20 protein-coding genes are annotated in these 21,139 nt (G+C 60.1%); 15 read left to right on the top strand and 5 right to left on the bottom strand.

Going from position 1 to position 21,139, the window contains the following annotated elements; translation table 11 throughout:
- Positions 1–28: 28 nt before the first annotated feature.
- Positions 29–277, top strand: coding sequence for a hypothetical protein (locus E2F43_RS11045; RefSeq protein WP_133212565.1), 249 nt, complete (start codon positions 29–31; stop codon positions 275–277).
- A 108-nt stretch (positions 278–385) separates the two neighbouring features.
- On the opposite strand, the gene lexA is transcribed toward E2F43_RS11045, so the two are convergent.
- A complete protein-coding gene (gene lexA / locus E2F43_RS11040) occupies positions 386–988 on the bottom strand; it encodes a transcriptional repressor LexA (protein ID WP_133212563.1) in 603 nt (200 codons plus the stop codon).
- A 144-nt stretch (positions 989–1,132) separates the two neighbouring features.
- A complete protein-coding gene (locus tag E2F43_RS11035; RefSeq protein WP_133212561.1) occupies positions 1,133–1,450 on the bottom strand; it encodes a DUF6763 family protein in 318 nt (105 codons plus the stop codon).
- Positions 1,451–1,736: 286 nt separating this feature from the next.
- On the opposite strand from E2F43_RS11035, the gene E2F43_RS11030 reads away from it, so the two are divergent.
- A complete protein-coding gene (locus tag E2F43_RS11030; RefSeq protein ID WP_133213037.1) occupies positions 1,737–2,828 on the top strand; it encodes a mechanosensitive ion channel family protein in 1,092 nt (363 codons plus the stop codon).
- Positions 2,825–3,586: an S-methyl-5'-thioinosine phosphorylase gene (locus tag E2F43_RS11025; protein WP_133212559.1), complete on the top strand. Its 762-nt coding sequence runs from the start codon at positions 2,825–2,827 to the stop codon at positions 3,584–3,586. Before E2F43_RS11030 ends, E2F43_RS11025 begins: the two co-directional genes overlap by 4 nt.
- On the opposite strand, the gene E2F43_RS11020 is transcribed toward E2F43_RS11025, so the two are convergent.
- Together E2F43_RS11020 and mfd are read right to left on the bottom strand one after the other, a co-directional pair.
- On the bottom strand, positions 3,583–4,626 hold the full coding sequence (locus tag E2F43_RS11020; RefSeq protein WP_133212557.1) for a CsiV family protein: 1,044 nt from the start codon (positions 4,624–4,626) through the stop codon (positions 3,583–3,585). The genes E2F43_RS11025 and E2F43_RS11020 overlap by 4 nt on opposite strands.
- Positions 4,626–8,090 carry a transcription-repair coupling factor gene (gene mfd, locus E2F43_RS11015; RefSeq protein ID WP_133212555.1) on the bottom strand — a complete coding sequence of 1,155 codons (3,465 nt, stop codon included), beginning with the start codon at positions 8,088–8,090 and terminating at the stop codon, positions 4,626–4,628. Before mfd ends, E2F43_RS11020 begins: the two co-directional genes overlap by 1 nt.
- Before the next feature lie 168 nt (positions 8,091–8,258).
- Here mfd and E2F43_RS11010 point away from each other — a divergent pair, with 168 nt between their 5' ends.
- The 12 genes from E2F43_RS11010 to E2F43_RS10955 all read left to right on the top strand — a co-directional run bounded on the left by E2F43_RS11010 (position 8,259) and on the right by E2F43_RS10955 (position 20,453).
- On the top strand, positions 8,259–9,731 hold the full coding sequence (locus E2F43_RS11010; protein ID WP_133212553.1) for a glyceraldehyde-3-phosphate dehydrogenase: 1,473 nt from the start codon (positions 8,259–8,261) through the stop codon (positions 9,729–9,731).
- A 375-nt stretch (positions 9,732–10,106) separates the two neighbouring features.
- Entirely contained in the window at positions 10,107–11,450 is a 1,344-nt protein-coding gene (locus tag E2F43_RS11005; RefSeq protein ID WP_133212551.1) for a Na(+)-translocating NADH-quinone reductase subunit A, read from the top strand.
- Between the two features lie 3 nt (positions 11,451–11,453).
- Positions 11,454–12,650, top strand: a complete 1,197-nt coding sequence (locus E2F43_RS11000; RefSeq protein WP_133212549.1) for an NADH:ubiquinone reductase (Na(+)-transporting) subunit B — start codon at positions 11,454–11,456, stop codon at positions 12,648–12,650.
- Entirely contained in the window at positions 12,640–13,413 is a 774-nt protein-coding gene (locus E2F43_RS10995) for a Na(+)-translocating NADH-quinone reductase subunit C (RefSeq protein ID WP_133212547.1), read from the top strand. The genes E2F43_RS11000 and E2F43_RS10995 overlap by 11 nt, the downstream gene beginning before the upstream one ends.
- Before the next feature lie 2 nt (positions 13,414–13,415).
- Positions 13,416–14,078, top strand: coding sequence for an NADH:ubiquinone reductase (Na(+)-transporting) subunit D (locus tag E2F43_RS10990; protein ID WP_133212545.1), 663 nt, complete (start codon positions 13,416–13,418; stop codon positions 14,076–14,078).
- A 1-nt stretch (position 14,079) separates the two neighbouring features.
- On the top strand, positions 14,080–14,688 hold the full coding sequence (gene nqrE / locus E2F43_RS10985; protein WP_133212543.1) for an NADH:ubiquinone reductase (Na(+)-transporting) subunit E: 609 nt from the start codon (positions 14,080–14,082) through the stop codon (positions 14,686–14,688).
- Between the two features lie 16 nt (positions 14,689–14,704).
- Positions 14,705–15,928: an NADH:ubiquinone reductase (Na(+)-transporting) subunit F gene (gene nqrF / locus E2F43_RS10980; protein ID WP_133212541.1), complete on the top strand. Its 1,224-nt coding sequence runs from the start codon at positions 14,705–14,707 to the stop codon at positions 15,926–15,928.
- Positions 15,928–17,007, top strand: coding sequence for an FAD:protein FMN transferase (locus E2F43_RS10975; protein WP_133212539.1), 1,080 nt, complete (start codon positions 15,928–15,930; stop codon positions 17,005–17,007). Before nqrF ends, E2F43_RS10975 begins: the two co-directional genes overlap by 1 nt.
- Before the next feature lie 23 nt (positions 17,008–17,030).
- Complete coding sequence (nqrM, locus tag E2F43_RS10970) at positions 17,031–17,267, top strand: (Na+)-NQR maturation NqrM (RefSeq protein WP_133212537.1); 237 nt, start codon at positions 17,031–17,033, stop codon at positions 17,265–17,267.
- A 15-nt stretch (positions 17,268–17,282) separates the two neighbouring features.
- Complete coding sequence (locus tag E2F43_RS10965; RefSeq protein WP_133212535.1) at positions 17,283–18,542, top strand: lipoprotein-releasing ABC transporter permease subunit; 1,260 nt, start codon at positions 17,283–17,285, stop codon at positions 18,540–18,542.
- A complete protein-coding gene (locus tag E2F43_RS10960; RefSeq protein WP_133212533.1) occupies positions 18,535–19,215 on the top strand; it encodes an ABC transporter ATP-binding protein in 681 nt (226 codons plus the stop codon). The genes E2F43_RS10965 and E2F43_RS10960 overlap by 8 nt, the downstream gene beginning before the upstream one ends.
- Entirely contained in the window at positions 19,212–20,453 is a 1,242-nt protein-coding gene (locus tag E2F43_RS10955; protein WP_133212531.1) for a lipoprotein-releasing ABC transporter permease subunit, read from the top strand. The genes E2F43_RS10960 and E2F43_RS10955 overlap by 4 nt, the downstream gene beginning before the upstream one ends.
- Here E2F43_RS10955 and E2F43_RS10950 read toward each other — a convergent pair.
- Positions 20,437–21,021, bottom strand: coding sequence for a DUF2062 domain-containing protein (locus tag E2F43_RS10950; RefSeq protein ID WP_133212529.1), 585 nt, complete (start codon positions 21,019–21,021; stop codon positions 20,437–20,439). The two genes, E2F43_RS10955 and E2F43_RS10950, sit on opposite strands and share 17 nt — an antisense overlap.
- Positions 21,022–21,139: the final 118 nt, after the last annotated feature.

Raw genomic sequence — 21,139 nt, 5'->3', positions numbered from 1 at the left:
GCAGTTTCCACAAAGAGAGGTTTATTGAGTGTCTGCATCCTTACTGGAGATCGTTGACCTGGGCGACGGCGAAATCGTACTGCAACGCGCTGACGATGACTCCGAACCCCTCGTAACCATACAGTTCTCCGAAGAATCGCGCGTTTACATGATGGACAACAGTCTGGAAGTCGCCAAGGTGATGATACAGGCTGGCATACAGGCAGCGGCTGAAATGGCCGAGCAGGGCGAGATGGAAATCGAGTCCTCTGTCGAGGCGCCCCGCGTCCTGCACTGACCGCGGTCACAACTTTCAATCGCCGGTCAGCGAGGCTGGATACCGGCTCCCCACAGACGCCCACGGCGCACTGTCAAACCCGGCACCGCTTGGAAACCTGGCACTGGCTCAGGTGCCCCGGCGCAGCACACCCACGCTGAGTCCCTCAATGGCGAACACCTGCTCCCGCAGATCCACCTTGATCGGCTGGTAATCGGGGTTTTCCGGCAGCAACTCCAGCAGGTGCTTGTCAGCGCCCTTGTGCAGGCGCTTGACGGTGACTTCGTCCTCGATGCGGGCGACCACCACATCGCCGTTGTTGGCCTCCGGCGTGGCGTGTACCGCCAGCAGATCGCCATCGAATATGCCGATATCGATCATGCTGTCGCCGGTGACGCGCAGGAAGTAGTCCGCCCGGGGCTTGAAAAATTCCGGCGGCAGATCGCAGTAATCCTCGATGTTCTCCTCTGCCAGCACCGGATTACCGGCGGCCACGCGGCCGACGATGGGAATGCCGGCTGAATCGGGGAGTTTGATGCCTCGCGAGGCACCGGGAATGATCTCGATAGCGCCCTTGCGGGCCAGCGCCTTGAGGTGTTCCTCGGCAGCATTGGCCGATTTAAAGCCCAGTTCCCGGGCGATGTCGGCCCGGGTCGGTGGGTAACCCGTGTGGTCTATGTGGTGGCGGATAATGTCCAGCACCTGTTGCTGCCGGTTGGTGAGCTTTTCCATGTGCGCCCCATCTGTTTATTTGTACAGTGGCTGTGATTATATACAGGTATCTGCGGTAAAAACAACGGTGGGCGTGTGGCGGGCACAGTGGGGGACTGCGGTATGGAGGCCGCCACGGCAGTTTCGCGGAGCTGGGCGCGGGGCTTAGAGGTCTTCAACTCCGTACATGGCGTCCGGCTCGATGGAATTGATCGGGTTGGTCCAGTCTTCAGGGTGCATGGGCAGGTCCGGGTCGAGCATGTCTTCGTCGTCCAGTTCGAACGCGGTGCGCCAGTCTTCGGGGGCCTGCGCCTGCTGCAACAGCATTTCCCGCCAGGCGTCCAGGTCGTATTCGGCCACTTCGCCGTCCAGGAACTGGATTTCGATGCTCAGTGTGGTCGGATCCCAGTCGACGACTTCAAACAGGGCATGGGTTTGCAGGTCCTTGTACCAACCTCCTATCACGGGGCTAAGCATTTTCATGGTGTCTGTCCTCAGACATTTTCGGTGGTGCGGCAAACCAACATATCACGCTGTCACCGCCTGTCCATTATGTGAAAATGCTATAAACGAATCCTGCGAAATTACCTTTGATTAGTTTCAGTTTCTTTTCAAAACAGATCAACCAGTTGCGTTACACTCCCAGAGTTGACTTCAATCGCAACTGGTTTTTATATACCTGTTTGGGACTAAGCTTGATTGCCAAAATGAAAAATTTGTCTAAAAAACTCACGATGGCGATACGCGGGGAGGCTGTTTGGACGCGTTGATGGAAGCGCTGGAGGGCGCCGCAGCGGCCCTGGGTGTGGGGCAGGACTTGTTCGCCCTCCTGGTGCTGTTGGCAGGCGGATGTATTGCCCATATGGCCCTGGGTTTGCTGGTGCGACACCTGCACAATGCGGTGAGCCAGAATCGCTACAACTGGGACGACGTGGTGGTAACCGCCATGGCGAAGCCGGTGCGGGTGGTGCTGTGGGTGGCGGTTGGCTATCTTGCGCTGGACATTTATACCGTCGGCGACGGGCTCCAGCAGCGTTTGCTGCAGGTGTATGACACCGCACTGGTGTTATTGATTGCCTGGTTTTTGCACCGGCTGATTTACGGGGTCGAGCAGGAACTGCTGGATGCCCACTTCGGCGATCGCGGCTCTTCCGACAAGGCAACGGTGCACGCTATTGCGCAGTTACTCCGTATTACGCTCTGGGTGGCCGCGGGCCTCGGTGTGTTACAGAGCATGGGAGTGTCGATTTCCGGCCTGCTCGCCTTTGGCGGCATCGGTGGCATCGCCGTGGGATTCGCGGCCAAGGATTTGCTGGCGAATTTCTTCGGCGGCCTGAGTATTTATCTCGACCGACCCTTTACCACCGGCGACTGGATCCGCTCCCCTGATCGCAATATCGAGGGCACGGTCGAAGACATCGGCTGGCGCCTGACCCGGATTCGCACCTTTGACCAGCGCCCCCTCTATGTCCCCAACGCCGTGTTCAGCCAGATCGCGGTGGAAAATCCGACACGAATGAATAACCGGCGTATTTACGAGACCATCGGCATCCGCTACCAGGACGTCGGCAGGATGGCTGCCATCGTCGAGCAGGTAAAGGCCATGCTGAAAACTCACGAGGAAATCGATTTGTCGCGGACGCTGATTGTTAACTTCGTTGCCTTCGGCCCGTCTTCGCTGGACTTTTTTGTTTACACCTTCACCAAAACAACTGACTGGGTTCGATACCATGAAATCAAACAGGACGTGATGCTGAAAATTCACGACATTATTGAAGCCAATGGAGCGGAGGTTGCTTTCCCCACGCGCACCCTGCAGGTGGAGCAGATTTTGCACATGGGCATGGAGGACAAGCAATGAAAGTGCTGGGTGTGATCGGCGGCACCGGCATCGACCAACTGGACGGCCTGCAAATTGTCGACAATCACGCGATTGAAACCCCCTATGGCGACCCTTCCCGGCTCATCCAGGAAGGTCGCCTGGGCGATACCCGCCTATTTTTCCTCCAGCGTCACGGCAGCCCACGAGCGATTCCCCCTCACCTGATTAATTACCGTGCCAACCTCTGGGCACTGCGCTCCCAGGGGGTCACCGATATTGTCGCGGTGAACGCGGTTGGAGGGATTACCGACGCAATGCGTCCCGGCAAGCTGGTGATCCCGGACCAACTGATTGACTACACCTGGGGCCGGGAACACACCATCGATAGTGGTGAAAACGACACGCTGATGCATATCGATTTCACCGAACCCTACGACCGGGAGTTGCGCCAGCGCCTGCTGGACATAGCCAGCGGGCAGGCGATAGCTCACGCAGCGGCAGGCGTACTCGGGGTTAAGCAGGGCCCCCGGCTGGAGACCGCTGCCGAAATACGCAGGATGGCGAATGACGGCTGTGACCTGGTGGGAATGACCGGCATGCCGGAGGCATCACTCGCCCGCGAAATGGGTCTGGCCTACGCCAGTGTGTGTATGGTGGTAAATGCGGCGGCGGGACTGGATGATGCGCCACTGACGCTGGATGCGATGCGCGCTACCCTGCAACGGGAGGCAGCGGTGGTGCGGCAATTGCTGGCAGCCCTGGCAGCGACATACCAGGGTCAACCCGGTAGGCCCTAGGGCCCGGGCTCTGCCTCGCTAAACTCGGCATCGGCCATGGCCTGCAGTTGTTCCTCATCCAGTGGCATGAGTTTGATCACCACCCCCAGCAGGGGATGGTCAAGGTAGTGAACTTCCTTGCTGCGCATCTTGCGGCTCTGTTGCATCAGTACCGCGTGTCGCCAGGGGTAAACAGGTCCGGTCTCTTCGACCAATACCTCGTCCTCGGGCAGCACTTGTTCATCGACCGCTTCTGTCGGCAGCCCGGTTTCAGGCAGCGGGTCGTCGCCCCACGCAGGATCCGGCTCTTCGACAATCAGTGAAACCGGTCCCAGCGGCGGCGGTGGCATCTGCCAGTCGCCGGGCAGGTAGCCCCCCGTCGTGTTTAGCCAGAGATTGGTCTCCAGGTGCAGGTAGCGCGCGATGTGCAGGGTGACGCTGCCCTGCAGCCGCGGCCAGTCGCCGCTATCACCGGAACGATCGATAATCAGGGGCAGGGCATCGCCTTTTTCGCGAACAGGCTGCACCCAGGTTTCGTGGAACAGGGTCTTGTAGTTACCGCTGCGTTGCATATAGGCAGCCTTGCCGTAGAACTCGGCGCTGCGCAGGGGCAGGGCGATAAACGGCGTTGGCGTGAGGGGCAGGGCCGGCTCCAGGTCGGTTTCGATGTTTTCGCTGCTGTCTTCAGGCACCGCATCGGTGACATCGGTGACAGGGAGTGGCGCGTCTCGCAGAGGAATATCCGGCGTGGCGTCTTCCGTTGCCGTCAGTTGCTCGGGATCAGGGCGCAGGAACTGGCGACCGAATTCGTCCACCTCGCTGATGCCCTGGTGCTCCCCGGCGCGGGCGGCAACCTGCTCGGGATACACCAGGAAGCGCCCCGCGGACGGGTACGCCAACTCCGGTAGCGGTTCCCATTGCTCGTCGTTGGCGCCGCTTTCGTGGCTGAAGATCAGCAGCTCGACCTGGTACCAGCGCTCCTCCTGGGCGAGCGCAGTGGGAGCTATAAAGGCGACTAACAGGCCCAGGCATGAGATGGGCAGGGACTTCAATGTTGGCATCAGGCAGCGTCTTCCGTGGCATCCAGGGCAAAGGTGTTGAGGAGGTCCTCTATGAACTGTAGGCGGCGAACCTTGTCGCCAAGGTCTGACTCGAAGCGCAGACGGGTAGCGCCGGCCAGCCTGTAGGAGCGGGGATCTTCCTGCACCAGCTTGACCAGTGACAGCGGGTTGACCCGGGTGCTCTCCTTGAACTCGATACTACCACCACTGGCACCCGCTTCAATGGTGCGAAGACCCAGCGATTGTGCCTTCAGACGCAGCCGGGACACCTCGAATAGATTGCCGACCTGTTCCGGCAGCAGGCCGAAGCGGTCTATCATCTCCACCTGCAGCTCGCGCAACTGGTCATCATCGGCCGCCGCGGCAATGCGCTTGTACAGTACCAGGCGACTGTTGATGTCGGGCAGGTAGTCCTCCGGGATTAACGCCGGCATGTGCAGGTTCACCTCGGTGCCGGCATCCAGGGGGGCGTCGACGTCGGGGATCTCGCCCCGCTTGAGGGCGGCAACGGCCCGCTCCAGCATGTCCATGTAGAGGGAAAACCCCACCGAGTGAATCTGCCCGCTTTGTTCGTCACCCAGTAGTTCACCGGCGCCGCGTATTTCCAGGTCGTGGGTCGCGAGCAGGTAGCCGGCTCCCAGGTCACCCGCGGCCTCGATTGCCTCAAGCCGTTTGCCGGCATCGGCAGTAATGGCAGATTGTGGCGGGGTGAGCAGGTAGGCGTAAGCCTGGTGATGGGAGCGCCCGACCCGGCCGCGCAACTGGTGCAACTGGGCCAGGCCGAATTTATCGGCACGCTCGATAATAATGGTGTTGGCATTGGGAATGTCGATACCGGTTTCAATAATGGTGGTGCACAGCAGGATATGGTAGCGCTGATGATAAAATGCCGACATCACCTGCTCCAGTTCGGTTTCCCGCATCTGGCCGTGGGCCACCCCCACGTTGAGGCCGGGAACCAGTTCCTGCAGTTTGCGGGCGCTCTCCTCGATGGATTTCACCTCATTGTGCAGATAGTAGACCTGGCCGCCGCGCAGGGTTTCGCGCAGTAACGCCTCCTTGATCAGGGCAATATTGTGTTCCCGGACGAACGTCTTGATGGACAGCCGCCTGGCAGGCGGTGTGGCGATAATCGACAGGTCACGCATGCCGCCCAGGGCCATGTTGAGCGTGCGCGGAATCGGGGTGGCGGTGAGGGTGAGGATATCGACCTCGGAGCGCAGCGCCTTGATGGCCTCTTTTTGCTTGACCCCGAAGCGGTGCTCCTCGTCAATGATCAACAGGCCGAGGTCATTGAAGCGAAAATCCGACTGCAGCAGCTTGTGGGTGCCCACGAGGATATCCACCTTGCCGGCGGCGATGCGCTTGGAGACCTCCTTCATCTGGGCGCTGGATTTAAAGCGCGAAACGACCTCCACGGTTACCGGCCAGTCGGCAAAGCGGTCACAAAAAGAACTGTAATGTTGCTGGGCCAGCAGGGTGGTGGGTACCAGGACCGCCACCTGCTTCCTGTTCTGGCTGGCGATGAAGGCGGCGCGCATGGCCACCTCGGTCTTGCCGAAGCCGACGTCACCGCACACCAGGCGGTCCATCACCCGCGGACTGCACATATCCTCCACCACCGCGCGAATCGTCATCTCCTGGTCGGGTGTTTCCTCAAACGGAAAAGCGGCGCTGAACTTGTCGTAGGCGACCGCATCCAGCTCGAAGCTGAAGCCCTGCCTGGCTTCACGACGGGCATACACTTCCAGTAACTGGGCGGCGATATCGTTGGCTTTCTCGCTGGCCTTGCGGCGGGCCTTGTCCCATTGCTCCGATCCCAGGGTATGGAGGGGCGCCAGGTCAGGGTCGGAACCGGCATAGCGACTGATGAGGTGCAGGGAAGCCACCGGTACATAGAGTTTGGCACCCCGGGCGTACTCCAGGGTCAGGAATTCGGCCTCCTGGCCGTCTACCGCCAGGGTCTGCAGGCCCGCGTAGCGACCGACCCCATGCTCGAGGTGGACCACGGGAACGCCTTCGCGCAATTCGTTAATATCGCGGAAAACATTGGCAGTTGCGGCTTCGGTGCTGGCCCGGCGTCGGCGGCGCTGGGCGACCCGGTTGCCGAACAGCTGGGTTTCACAGACCAGGGTGGGTTTGCCGGGCCCGAAGTACAGTCCCCGGTCCAGCGGGGCGGTGGCAATGGCAAAGGACTCTCCCGAGGCGAGAAACTGGTGCCAGCCGGCGACTATGGGGGGAGCCAGCCCCTGTTCCCGGAGGGATTCCAGCAGAATTTCCCGGCGCCCGGCGGATTCGGCACACAGCAGCACCGGCCCGTGGTGCTCGCCGATGAACCGGGCCAGGTTGGCCGCGGCCGAGGTCACTGTCTGGTCAGTGGCCAGGTCCGGCGGGGGCAGTACGGGGGTTTTCTGGTGTACCGGGGCGTCCGGGGTATGGCGCAGTTCCAGTACCGAGAACTGTTTCAGCTGGCGGTAAAATTCCTCCACAGGGAGGAACCCTTTCGCGGGCGGTAGCAGTGGTCGGCGCGGGTCGATGCCATATTCCTGGAAGCGGCTGCCCACTTCCTGCCAGAAATGCTCTGCGGCCTTGTGATGGTCGCCGGTGGCGATGACCGCGGCATCCTCCGGCAGGTAGTCAAACAGGGTTGCACATTGGTCGAAAAACAGGGGCAGGTAGTACTCGCAACCTCCGGGGCTGCGTCCGGCGCTGACCTCCACATAGGTGGGGCAGCTGTCGTGATCCACATCGAAGGCGTCCCACCAGTTCATCTGGAAGCGGGTGATCGCACTGCTGTCCAGCGGGTATTCCCGTGCCGGCAGCATATTGATGGCCGTTACCTTCTCCACCGTGCGCTGGGTTTCGGGGTCGAAGGTTCGCAGGGTGTCGACCTCATCGTCCAGCAGGTCGATTCGGTAGGGCAGGGTGGACCCCATGGGAAAAATGTCGAACAGCGAGCCGCGCAGGGCAAATTCACCGTGTTCGAACACCGTCTCCACGTTGCGATACCCGTTGCGCTCCAGGTTGCGCCGGAAACTGTCCAGCTCAATGGTCTGCCCCTGTTCCAGTAGCAGGCTGGATCCCGCCACGTAGTGGGTCGGTGGCAACCGGTGCATCAGCGTGGGCACCGGGACGATCAGCACGCCGCCTTTGCAGCGCGGCAGGCGGTAGAGGGTGCTCAGTCGCTCGGAAACAATGTCCTGGTGGGGCGAAAAGTTGTCGTAGGGCAGGGTCTCCCAGTCCGGGAACGCCAGGACCTCCAGCGCCCGGTCCAGGTAAAAGGGCAGCTCCCTCTCCAGGGCCAGGGCGGCGCTGGTGTCCGCGGTAATGACCACCAGCAGCCGGGAGGGGTCTGCCAGTTCGGCGATACAGCGCGCATCGGCGCCGCCGTAAAAGGGTCCGAGGGCGGTGCGGGTGCCGGATTGATGCGGCCAGGGCGTCGCCTGGACCAGGGATGTGAACATACCAGTGCTTCGGAAATTGAACGTGGGGGCGCATTGTAGCGCGGCGCCTGCAAAGGCCACCAGTTTATTGCCGCTATCGATAGTCGATATGGGTCGCAGGCGGCTTGCGTGGCCATTGCCATCAGACGATAATACGCGCCCCTTACCACCGCTAAGGACTTACAAACCGTGAACGACCGCAAGAGAGAACGTCCAGCCGATTACTTCAAGGACTGGAAAGAACGCGAAGCCCTCGCTGAAGGCATGATCCCCCTGGTAGGGAGCCTGGCCCGGGAAAAAAGCGTCAAGTGCTATATCTATGGCAAATCCCTGGTCAATCGCTCCGTGCTGGAGATCATGAAGGACCACCGCTACGTGCGCCAGGTCGAAGCGAACGAGTTGTCCGAGTTCGAGACCTTTCCCATCCTGACCGAATTGTGCAAGCTGGACCTGGGGCCCGCCCATATCGACATAGGCCGGCTGGCGGTGAACTACTACGAAAAGGGCGCCGGTGAGGGCCTGAGTATCGAGGAGTACGTGCGCCGGGAAGTGGCGGACGACATCGGTTCCAAAGACAAACCACTGGAACAGCCACAGGACGTGGTGCTGTACGGTTTTGGCCGTATCGGTCGGTTGATGGCCCGTATCCTCATCGACAAGACCGACGGCGGCGATACCCTGCGCCTGAGGGCGGTTGTGGTGCGTAAGGGCAAGGCCCCCAATGACCTGGTCAAGCGTGCCAGTCTGTTGCGCCGTGATTCAATTCACGGTGCATTCGACGGCACCATTCGCGTGGACGAGGAGCGCCAGAGCTTTGTCGCCAACGGTAACGAGGTCAAGGTGATCTATGCCGACAGCCCTGACAGCATCGATTACACCGAGTACGGGATCAATAACGCTATCGTGGTCGATAATACCGGTGTCTGGCGTGATGAGGAGGGCCTGTCGCTGCACCTGAAAAGTAAAGGCGTGTCCAAGGTGATCCTGACGGCTCCGGGCAAGGGAAACCTGAAAAACGTGGTTCATGGCATCAACCATGACATTATCGCACCGAGCGATACCATTATTTCGGCGGCCTCCTGTACCACCAATGCCATCGCCCCCCCGCTGAAAGCCATGGACGACGAGTTCGGTATCAGCGCCGGCCACGTGGAGACCGTACACGCTTTCACCAACGACCAGAACCTGATCGACAATTACCACAAGGCATCGCGCCGTGGCCGCGCCGCACCGCTGAACATGGTGCTGACCGAGACCGGTGCCGCCAAGGCGGTGGGCAAGGTGTTACCGCAGCTGGTCGGCCGTCTCACCGGTAATGCGATCCGGGTTCCCACACCCAATGTGTCGATGGCAATTCTCAACCTGACGCTGAATCGGGAAACCACCGCGGAAGAGGTCAATGAGTTTATGCGCACCCAGGCCCTGCACTCTCCCCTGCGCAAGCAGATCGACTTTTCCAATTCGCCGGAGGTGGTGTCCACCGACTTCGTAGGCTCCCGCCACGCCTGTATTTTTGATGCCCAGGCGACAATCGTGAATGGCAACCAGGCGGTGCTGTACCTGTGGTACGACAACGAGTTCGGTTACAGCTGCCAGGTACACCGGATTCTGGAGCAGATGGCCGGCATTCACTACGCGGTGTACCCGAAAGAGGACTGGTAGCCCCGCTCCAGGGCCGCTGGCAGTCCGCGCCGGGGCTGGCGTTAGTCGCCCTGTCCCGCCTCCGGGGGCGGTCCGGCGGCCATTGCCTCCGCCCGGCGCCACGCGGGGGACTGTACACCCTGTTCGGCGCCTCTGTCGAAGGTCGGCAAACAGCACTAAAACCTGTTCAAAATCAAAGAACTGACGGACGGAATGTGGCCTTTTAAGGTCGCTTCCCCTATAATGCGCGCGGTTTTGGGACAGGTGGCATCATTTGCCATCCCGCGGTGGCAGAAAACACCAGTGCGGCAGTGGCCATTGCAGCTGTTATTCAGTAGATTTGTTCCCTGAAGTCGTCCCCGGTCCACTCACACACAAGTTCTGTAGGCAGATCGTATGATCAAGATCAAGCGGGGTATGGATATCCCTATCCAGGGAGCTCCCCAGCAAGTTATTGAAGATGCACCTGCGGCGCGCGCGGTCGCGCTTGTCGGATTCGACTATGTCGGTATGAAGCCCACCATGGCCGTGCAGGAAGGTGACCGGGTCAAGCTCGGCCAGCTACTGTTCACCGACAAGAAGACCGAAGGTGTTGGTTATACCGCACCCGCTTCCGGGGTGGTCTCGGCCATTAACCGCGGCGCCCGACGGGTCCTGCAATCGGTGGTCATCGATATTGAAGGTGATGAGGCGGAATCTTTCGGCACTTACAGCGCACAGGAAGCCGCCGCCCTGGACCCCGCGACCATTCGAGCGCAGCTGATCGAGAGTGGCCAGTGGACGTCGCTGCGCACCCGACCCTTCAGCAAGGTGCCGGCGATTGATAGCGAGGCCGCTGCAATTTTTGTCACCGCGATGGATACCCATCCGCTGGCCCCCGATCCCGCCGTCATTATTGCCGAACAAGCCGACGCATTTGCCCTCGGACAGGACATCCTCGCCAGACTTACCAGCGGCAAGGTCTATGTGTGTGCCGCGGCAGGGGCCAGCGTGCCTAGCGGAAACGCCGGCAATATGGAACTGGCCCAGTTTGACGGGCCCCACCCGGCAGGCCTCGCCGGAACCCATATCCACTTCCTGGAAGGTGTCAGTGCCAGCAAGGTAGTGTGGCAGATCGGCTACCAGGACGTGATCGCCATCGGCCGCCTGTTCCTGGACGGCCGCCTGTATACCGAGCGGGTCATTGCCCTGGCCGGTCCCCAGGTTGACAACCCGCGTCTGCTGCGCACGCGCCTGGGTGTCGACCTGCAGGCTTTGTGCGCGGGCGAGGTCAAGGATGGTGACAACCGGATTATCTCGGGCTCGGTGCTCGGTGGACGCGGTGTCTCCACCGGTACCGCCTACCTCGGTCGTTATCACAACCAGGTGTCGGTGTTGCTGGAAGGCCGCGAACGCGAGTTCATGGGCTGGTTGTCTCCCGGCGTGAAAAAGCACTCCAGCCTGGGCATATACCTGAGCAATTTCTTCGGCTGCAAGCCACTGGCCATGACGACCAACACCAACGGTTCCGAACGTGCCATGGTGCCGGTGGGTCAGTACGAGACGATCATGCCACTGGATATTCTCCCCACCCAGCTGCTGCGTTCGCTGATCGTGGGCGATACAGAAACCGCCCAGAGCCTGGGTTGCCTGGAACTGGAGGAGGAAGATCTCGCCCTGTGCACCTATGTGTGTGCCGGCAAGTATGAATATGGTCCTATCCTGCGGGATAACCTGACGCTGATCGAAAAGGAGGGTTGAGACGTGGGATTGCGCAAGTTTCTTGACAGTATCGAGCACAACTTTACCGAGGGTGGCAGGCTCCAGAACTGGTATGCACTGTATGAAGCAGTGGACACCATCTTCTATTCTCCCGGTTCGGTAACCAGAAGTACGGCCCACGTGCGCGACGGGATTGATCTCAAGCGCATCATGATCACCGTCTGGCTGGCCGCTTTTCCCGCCATGTTTTACGGCATGTGGAACCTGGGTTTCCAGGCCACCGACGTGATGGCCGCCGGTGCCAGCGTGGAGGGTTGGCGCGGTTGGTTGATCGAGTTGCTCGGCGGTTACGACGCCAGCAGCCTGTGGCACTGTTTCTGGTACGGCGCGGTGTTCTTCGTGCCCATCTATGCAGTGACTTTTGTGGTGGGCGGTTTCTGGGAAGTCCTGTTCGCCATGAAACGGGGACACGAGGTTAACGAGGGCTTTTTTGTGACCTCTATCCTGTTCGCCCTGATCTGTCCCCCGGATATTCCCCTGTGGCAGGTGGCCATGGGTATCAGCTTCGGTGTCGTGATCGGCAAGGAAGTCTTCGGTGGTACCGGCAAGAACTTCCTCAATCCGGCACTGACCGGACGCGCCTTTCTCTATTTCGCCTATCCGGCCCAGCTTTCAGGCGATACGGTTTGGGTGGCGGTAGATGGATACACGGCGGCGACGCCGCTGTCTATCGTGGCTTCCGACGGCATGGCGGCGCTGCAATCGACCTTCTCCTGGGCTGACGCCTTCCTGGGCACGATTCCCGGTTCAGTGGGCGAAACCTCTACCCTGGCCATCCTGATAGGCGGCTTCATCCTGCTGGCAACCCGGATCGCCTCCTGGCGGATTGTTCTCGGTGTTTTCCTGGGCATGGTGACCCTGAGCACCCTGTTCAACATGGTCGGTTCTGATTCCAACCCCGCATTCGCAATGCCCTGGTACTGGCATCTGGTAACGGGCGGTTTTGCCTTCGGCATGATTTTTATGGCCACCGATCCGGTATCCGCGGCGATGACCAATGCCGGCAAGTGGGCCTTCGGCATTCTTATCGGCCTGATGACGGTGTTGATTCGCGTCGTTAACCCGGCGTTCCCGGAGGGCATCATGCTGGCTATTCTGTTCGCCAACCTGTTCGCGCCGTTGATGGATCATTTCGCGGTTCAGGCAAATATCAAGAGGAGGCTTGCACGTGTCCAGTAATGACAGCATTTCCAAGACCCTGATCGTTGCATTCTCTCTCTGCATTGTCTGCTCGGTCGTCGTATCCACCGCCGCGGTAGTACTGAAGCCTGCGCAAGAGGCCAACCAGTCCCTGGACCGCAAGCGCAATATTCTGTCGGCGGCGGGCATGCTGGAAGAGGGCGCCAGCGTGGAAGAGCAGTTCGCCCAGATGACGACCCGGGTAGTCGACCTGCGTACCGGTAAGTTCACCGACGAGGTGGATCCAGCCAGTTACGACCAGCGCTCGGCCGCCAAGGACTCATCCATGTCCGACAAGCTGAGCACGGATGAGGACATTGCCAAGGTGTTCCGCCGTGAGCACTACGCGCTGGTTTACCTGGCTGAAGGCGCGGACGGTGATATCGACAAGATTATCCTGCCTATTCACGGATACGGCCTGTGGGGCACCCTGTACGGCTTTATCGCCCTGGAAGGCGATGCCAATACGGTTGCGGGTATTGGTTTCTACGAGCACAAGGAAACCCCCGGACTGGGCGGCGAGGTGGATAACCCGCGCTGGAAATCCCTGTGGCAAGGCAAACAGGTTTACAAGGATGGCGAGATGGAACTGTCGGTGATCAAGGGTACCGTGGATCCTGGCGCCAACAATGCCGAGTACCAGGTTGATGGCCTGGCGGGCGCAACGCTGACCACCCGCGGCGTGTCCAACCTGGTTGAGTTCTGGCTGGGTGAAAACGGCTTCGAGCCATTCCTTAACAACCTGAAATCCGGGGAGGCCTGATCGTGGAAACTGTAAGAGAGACACTGACGAGTCCGATTTTCAAGAATAACCCGATTGCGCTGCAGATCCTCGGCGTCTGTAGCGCCCTGGCGGTGACCTCTTCGCTGCAGGTCACCCTGGTGATGTGCGTGGCGCTGACCTCTGTAACCGCGTTTTCCAACCTCGGCGTTTCCCTGATTCGCAAGCACATTCCGGGCAGTATCCGAATCATCGTGCAGATGATTATTATCGCGTCCCTGGTTATCGTGGTAGACCAGTTGTTGAAAGCCTACGCCTACGGGATCAGCAAGCAGCTGTCCGTGTTTGTCGGGCTGATCATCACCAACTGTATTGTCATGGGCCGGGCCGAAGCCTTTGCCATGAAAAACCCGCCGCTGCCCAGTTTCCTGGACGGTATCGGTAACGGTCTCGGCTACTCGGTGGTGTTGATCAGCGTCGCGGTGGTCCGTGAACTGTTCGGTGCAGGCAAGCTGATGGGCTTTGATATCCTGCCGGTGGTGACCGAGGGTGGCTGGTACATTCCCAACGGCCTGCTGCTGTTGCCCCCGAGCGCCTTCTTCCTGATCGGCGGTTTTATCTGGATATTGCGCAGCGTCAAGACAGATCAGGTGGAGAAGCCTGACTTCAAACTGTCCAAACACACCGTAGCGAGGGAGGGCGTCTAAGATGGAAGCTTTGCTGAGTTTGTTCGTTCGCTCGATCTTTATCGAGAACATGGCGCTGGCCTTCTTCCTGGGTATGTGTACCTTCCTGGCGGTGTCCAAGAAGATCCAGGCGGCCTTTGGCCTCGGTGTCGCCGTCGTCGTTGTGCTGACCATTACGGTTCCGGTGAACAACCTGATCTACAACTACCTGCTGGCAGACGGGGCGCTGGCCTGGGCCGGATACCCCGACCTGGACCTGAGCTTCCTGGGATTACTGTCCTACATCGGTGTGATCGCGGCGCTGGTGCAAATTCTGGAGATGTTCCTCGACAAGTACGTGCCCGCGCTCTACAACGCGCTGGGCGTATTCCTGCCGCTGATCACGGTGAATTGCGCGATTCTCGGTGCCTCCCTGTTCATGGTCGAGCGGGACTACAACTTCGCTGAGTCCGTTGTCTTCGGCGCCGGTGCCGGCGTCGGTTGGGCGCTGGCCATTGTTGCCCTGGCCGGTATTCGTGAGAAGTTGAAGTACTCGGACGTACCCGACGGCCTGCAGGGGCTGGGTATTACATTCATCATCGTCGGCCTCATGTCACTGGGCTTCATGTCCTTTGGCGGCATCGATATCTAAGCGGGATTGAACTGATATGGATATGACAATTATATTCGGCGTGGTGATGTTCACTGCCATCGTGCTGGCACTGGTGGCGGTTATTCTCGTTGCCCGTTCCTCCCTGGTGAGCTCTGGCGACGTCAATATCGAAATCAACGGCGAGAAAACGATTACCGTTCCCGCTGGCGGCAAGCTGCTGCAGACCCTGTCCGAGTCCGGCCTGTTTCTGCCTTCCGCCTGCGGTGGCGGCGGTACCTGCGCCCAGTGCAAATGCATCATCAAGGAGGGCGGTGGCTCCATGCTGCCCACCGAGGAATCTCACTTCACCAAGCGCGACGCTGCTGAGGGCTGGCGCCTGTCCTGTCAGGCTGCCGTCAAGCAGGATATGAAAATCGAAGTGCCTGAGGAAGTCTTCGGGGTGAAACAGTGGGAGTGCACGGTAGAGTCCAACCCCAATGTTGCCACGTTTATCAAGGAACTGACGCTGCGTCTGCCTGAGGGAGAGAACGTCGATTTTCGCGCCGGTGGTTACGTGCAGCTGGAGTGCCCACCACACCACGTGAAGTACTCCGACTTCGATATCGAGGAAGAGTACCGGGGTGACTGGGAGCACTTTAACTTCTTCAAGCACGAATCCATCGTCAAGGAACCGGTGATACGCGCCTACTCCATGGCCAACTATCCCGAAGAGAAGGGCGTGGTCAAGTTCAATATCCGTATCGCCACTCCGCCTCCCGGCAGTGAAGGTATCCCGCCCGGCCAGATGTCCTCCTGGGTGTTTGGCCTCAAGCCCGGCGACAAGGTGACCGTTTACGGTCCCTTTGGTGAGTTTTTCGCCAAGGACACCGATGCCGAAATGGTGTTCATCGGCGGCGGTGCCGGTATGGCGCCCATGCGCTCACACATTTTCGACCAGCTCAAGCGCCTCCACTCCAAGCGCAAGATCTCTTTCTGGTACGGTGCCCGTTCACTGCGGGAGATGTTCTACGTGGAGGATTACGACACGCTGGCGGCAGAAAACGATAACTTCGAATGGCATGTTGCCCTGTCTGATCCTCAGCCCGAGGACAACTGGGAAGGCCTGACCGGCTTTATCCACAATGTGCTTTACGAGGAGTACCTCAAGGACCATCCGGCACCTGAAGATTGTGAATACTACATGTGTGGGCCGCCGATGATGAATGCGGCGGTCATCCAGATGCTGACCGACCTCGGTGTCGAACCGGAAAACATCATGCTGGACGATTTCGGCGGCTGATGCGGCGCAACATTCCTCAAGCCAAAAGCCACTCCTGCGAGTGGCTTTTTTACATCCGCGCCGGTCTGTTCGGATTGCTGCTGGTTGCGCTTGCCGGCTGTGCCCGCGAGGACAGCCTGCTCAAACTCGGCGGCCAGACCATGGGCACCACCTGGTCCGTGACCCTGTTGCTGCCGTCCGGTTCTGCGCTGGATGAACAGCAGATACAGGCCGATGTCGGGGCGCTGCTGGAGTCGGTCAACGCCAGCATGTCCACGTACCGCGCGGACTCTGAAATATCGCGTTTCAATCGCAGTGAGGTCGGTCAATGGTTCCCTGTTTCCGATGGCTTTTACCAGGTGCTGTCAGCAGCCATGGCTATCGGTTGGCAGTCCGGTGGTGCCTACGATGTCACGGTGGGCCCGCTGGTCAACCTGTGGGGGTTTGGTCCGCCCGGAGAGGCGCCCGAACCTCCTGCGGAGGCGGCGATCAACTCCGCTATGGCGCGGGTTGGGCAGGACTATCTGCAGGTGGACGGAGAGGGACAACGGCTGCGCAAGGATACCGACGTATACCTGGATTTCTCTTCCATCGCCAAGGGTTTTGCGGTTGACGAAATCGCCCGCTATCTCACCGGCGAGGGCATCAGCAATTACATGGTGGAAGTGGGCGGGGAGATGCGTCTGTCCGGGCACAGCCCACGGGGCGATAGCTGGCGTATCGCCATTGAACAACCCGAAGTCGGGAAAATGGGGATTGCACGCACCATTTACCTGGGTAATGTCGCGGTAGCTACCTCCGGCGACTACCGGAACTTCTTTGAAGTGGATGGTGTTCGCTATTCCCACAGTATCGACCCGCGCAGTGGCCAGCCGGTGGCACATGAACTTGTCTCGGTAACTGTTGTCCACCCCAGTGCCATGCTCGCCGACGCCTGGGCCACAGCACTCACGGTACTGGGCGAGCAGGAAGCGCTCACGGTAGCGCAGGCACAGGGATTGGCGGTATATTTGATTCAGCGGCAAGGACAGGGTTTCAGCAGCCGTTATAGCGAGGCGTTTGCGCCCTACCTGCAGGAAGCCCCGGCCCGACAACAGTAAGCCCGAGCTTACGGAGGATGACTATGAGCCTTTTTCTGATCACCGCAGTTTTTATCGGCATTGTTATGGCAGCAATGGCCGTGGGTGTCATCATGGGCCGCGGGCCCATAAAAGGCTCCTGCGGCGGCATGGGCGCGCTGGGTATCGATACCTCCTGCGACATTTGCGGCGGCGACCCGAAACGCTGTGACGAGGAAACTCGAGACGGTGAAGCCGGCCGCGATAATCCCGGGCTCTACTATCCCGCTGATACCAAGTAGCGGACTGCTGCCCGTTTGAGTGCCCGCGGCCACGCCACTGGTAATTACGCCCTTTTTATCGGCCTGCGCTACAGTTTTTCCCGCAAGCGCAATCGCTTTACCTCGGTAATCGCCCTGGTATCCATGTTGGGTATGGTACTGGGGGTCGCCTCCCTGTTGACGGTACTGTCGGTGATGAATGGCTTCGGCGGTGAGTTGCGAGGCCGTATCCTGTCACTGGTACCCCACGGTTTTGTCAGTGGGGATGAGGGCATCGAGCAATGGCGGTCGCTGGCGAGCAGGATTGAATCGCTGGATTCGGTGTTGGCCGTATCCCCCTATATTTCCGACAAGGTGATCCTGGCCAGCGGGCGGACGTTGCGCGGCGCGGTGCTGACGGCTATTGACCCGGAATTACAGGCCCGGGTTTCAAAAATTCCCGCAGCCTTGATCCAGGGCAGCCTGGAAAGCCTTGAAGAACCGGGCTTTTCGGTTGTACTGGGGGCCTCACTGGCGCGGATGCTCGGGGTCCGCCTGGGAGACAGTGTGCAGGTCACCGTGCCGCGGCTTACGCTCACCCCTCTGGGAGCTTTTCCCCGCAGCAAACGCCTGACAGTCACAGGCATATTTGAAGTGGGCGCCCAGCCCGATTCCTACCAGGCCTACATCGGTTTACGCAGTGGCCAGAAACTGTTGGGGCCCGCCAGCGGCGTTGATGGCCTGCAGCTGAAAACAGATAACCTCTACACCGCACCGGAAACCATGGCTACTGTGGCCCGGCTGTTACCGCCGGAGCTTGGGGTGAAGGACTGGAGCCAGACCCAGGGGTCGCTGTTTCAAGCGGTTAAGATGGAAAAGATTATGGTGAGCCTGTTGCTGCTTTCGGTGGTGGCAGTGGCGGCGTTTAACATCGTCTCCACGCTGGTGATGTCGGTGGCGGAGAAGCGCCGCGACATCGCCGTGTTACGTACCATGGGTGCCAGGGCAGGGGGTATTATGGCGATTTTTGTCGCCCATGGTCTGGGACTTGCGGCAGTCGGCATCAGCCTGGGAGCAGTCCTCGGGGTATTCCTGTCCCTGAATATTTCCGCTATTACTGTGTTCGTCGAAAATCTACTGGGAGTGAAATTGTTCGACCCCTCCGTGTACTTTATCTCAAAACTGCCTTCGCAGCTGATGTGGTCCGATGTGATCGCCGTGGTAACGGCATCCCTGTTGTTGAGTCTGCTGGCTACGGTGTATCCGGCCCGTCGGGCTGCGCGGGTGGCTCCGGCAGAGGTGCTGCGCTATGAATGAGCCGGTACTGCAGTGCCATTCACTGTGCCGCAGCTATCGCGACGGCGACCGCTCCGTTGAGGTGCTCAATGGCGTAGAACTGGAACTGCAAGCCGGGGAGAAGATCGCCATAGTCGGTGCGTCCGGTTCCGGCAAGTCCACGCTGCTCAATCTACTGGGTGGACTGGACAAGCCGACCCGGGGACAGGTAGTGCTTTGTTCGGAGGACCTGGCGCAGCTGGATGAGGCCAAACTCTGCCAGATGCGCAACCGGCATCTGGGGTTTGTTTATCAGTTTCACCACCTCCTGCCGGAGTTTGATGCCCGGGAGAATGTGGCCATGCCATTGATCATCGGTGGCCACGCGCGGCGGGAGGCCCTCGGGCTGGCGGCAGACATGCTGGCAAACGTCGGCATGCAGCACCGTCTGGATCATCGGCCTGCGCAGTTGTCAGGGGGCGAGCGCCAGCGGGTGGCGATTGCCAGGGCACTGGTGACCGAGCCGGACTGTGTACTGATGGATGAACCCACCGGCAATCTGGATCCCCATTCCGCCGCCCAGGTGCTGGCCCTGATAGACGCACTGGGCGAACTCAGTTCGGCATTCGTGGTCGTTACCCACGATCCGGCGATTGCCGCCCATATGCACCGCACCCTTGAGCTGGTGGACGGGCGCCTGGAGTTGCGCAGTTGAACTGGGCTGAGCGCAGGCGGGTCGCACGGCGCTACACGTTTGCCCATGGCCACGGGCACTTGTCGACATTCTTGTCGTCCCTGTCCATGTTGGGCCTGGTGCTGGCCATTGCGCTGTTGATCGTGGTGTTGTCGGTCATGAATGGTTTCGACCGGGAAATGCGCGAGCGAATTCTGTCACTGGTGCCGCACATCAGTGTTTACTCCCATGAGCCAATGGCGGACTGGCGCACCCGCCGGGATGAAGTCCAGCAGCATCCGCAGGTGGTGCAGGCAAGCCCGTTTACCCAGTTCGACGCGTTGTTTATGCGCGGTACAGACATCGAAACGGCACAGGGCATCGGCGTGGAGGTGGCGGGTCCCGGCAGTGACACACTGCTGGCATTGCTGTCGACTGCCGAGCGGACGACGTTTGTTCGCAGGGCAGATGCGCTGGTGCTTGGGGTCGGCATTGCCCGCCGCCTCAATGCCCGGGTCGGGGAAACCCTGACCCTCATCGTCCCCGGTGGCGGACTGACCGGTGATACCGGCCCCACGCGCTTCGAATCTCTCTATCTTGCGGGCATTGTCGAGACCGGAACCGAGCTTGACCAGGGGGTCGCCCTGTTGCACCTGGACACCGCCTCCCGGCTCGCCGGCCTGGATGACGCGGTCAGTGGCCTGCGGCTGGCAAGCAATGATTTATTCCAGGTCAGGCGCATAGCGTGGGAAGTGGTAAACCAGTTGCCGGTGGGGCACTACGCCACCAACTGGATGATGACTCACGGCAACCTCTATGCGGCAATCCAGCTGTCCCGCGACCTGGTGAGTATCCTGTTGTTTTCCATTATTGCGGTAGCGGCATTCAATGTCGTGTCGTCCCTGGTACTGGTGGTATTCGACAAGCAGGACAATATCGCCATTCTTCGTACCCTGGGCGCCTCCGGCGCTGACATCGCCTGGATCTTTGTGCTGCAGGGAGCGATGATTGGCACCGTCGGCGTCATTTGCGGCAGCCTGCTGGGCGCACTGTTGAGCCAGCTGGTACCCGGCATGGTGGCGGGGCTGGAGCAACTGTTGGGTGTGCGCTTCCTGAACACGGATGTGTACCCGGTGTCATTTCTTCCCGTGGACTTATTGTTGCGTGATGTGCTGACGGTCAGTGGGGTGGCGCTGGCGATGTGCCTGGTTGCAGCGATATACCCGGCCCGGCGGGCCGCCCGGCTGGCTCCCGCCGCGGTGCTCAATCAGGAACGTTAGCCCGCGGTTCCTCCTGTTTCGCTGCTTCAGCCTCCGCCAACAGCTTTCCTGCCCGTCGTCGCCGTCGCCGGCGCTCCCGCATCATCCGCGCTACCCGCAGGCGCCACAGGATGTTGATCACAAAATAACCCAGGGAGCCAAAAAACAGGCCGCACAGCAGGCATCCCAGCAGAAACGGTTGCCAGACGTCCTCCAGCCGGTGCGTCAGCCAGTAGAAACTCAGTTCAAATTTCAGCGGCTGCAGGGGTACGCCGATGATCATCGCTCCCAGCTTGTAGGCCAGGAAAAAAATGGGCGGCAGCGTTACCGGATTGGTAATCCATACCAGACCCACCGACAGTGGCAGGTTGCAGCGAAACAGGACCGCCAGTGCGGCGGCCACCAGCATTTGACCCGGAATCGGCATGAAGGCGATAAAGAGGCCGACGAAGAACGCCATGGAGGCGGAGTAGCGATTGATATGCCAGAGGTTCCCGGCATAGATCCAGTTACCGAGCAGTCGCAGGGACTTGATTTGGCGCATCCGCTCGACGCTGGGGGTGATGGATTTGAGGGTTTTCTTTGGCATTGCCCGCCTGACCGTTTTTGGTGTGTCGCTTTACCCGGCATCGTGATTCACTGTGCAGGTGGCCCGGGCACACAGGTAGCAGGATGGTGAACCGGGCCGGCTATTATGCCCGCAACGG

Origin of the sequence: Seongchinamella unica, assembly GCF_004354085.1 — a bacterium.
GTDB lineage: Bacteria > Pseudomonadota > Gammaproteobacteria > Pseudomonadales > Halieaceae > Halioglobus > Halioglobus unicus.
The sequence above is the reverse complement of the archived record's forward strand: the minus strand, read 5'-3'. Positions and strand labels throughout refer to the sequence as shown.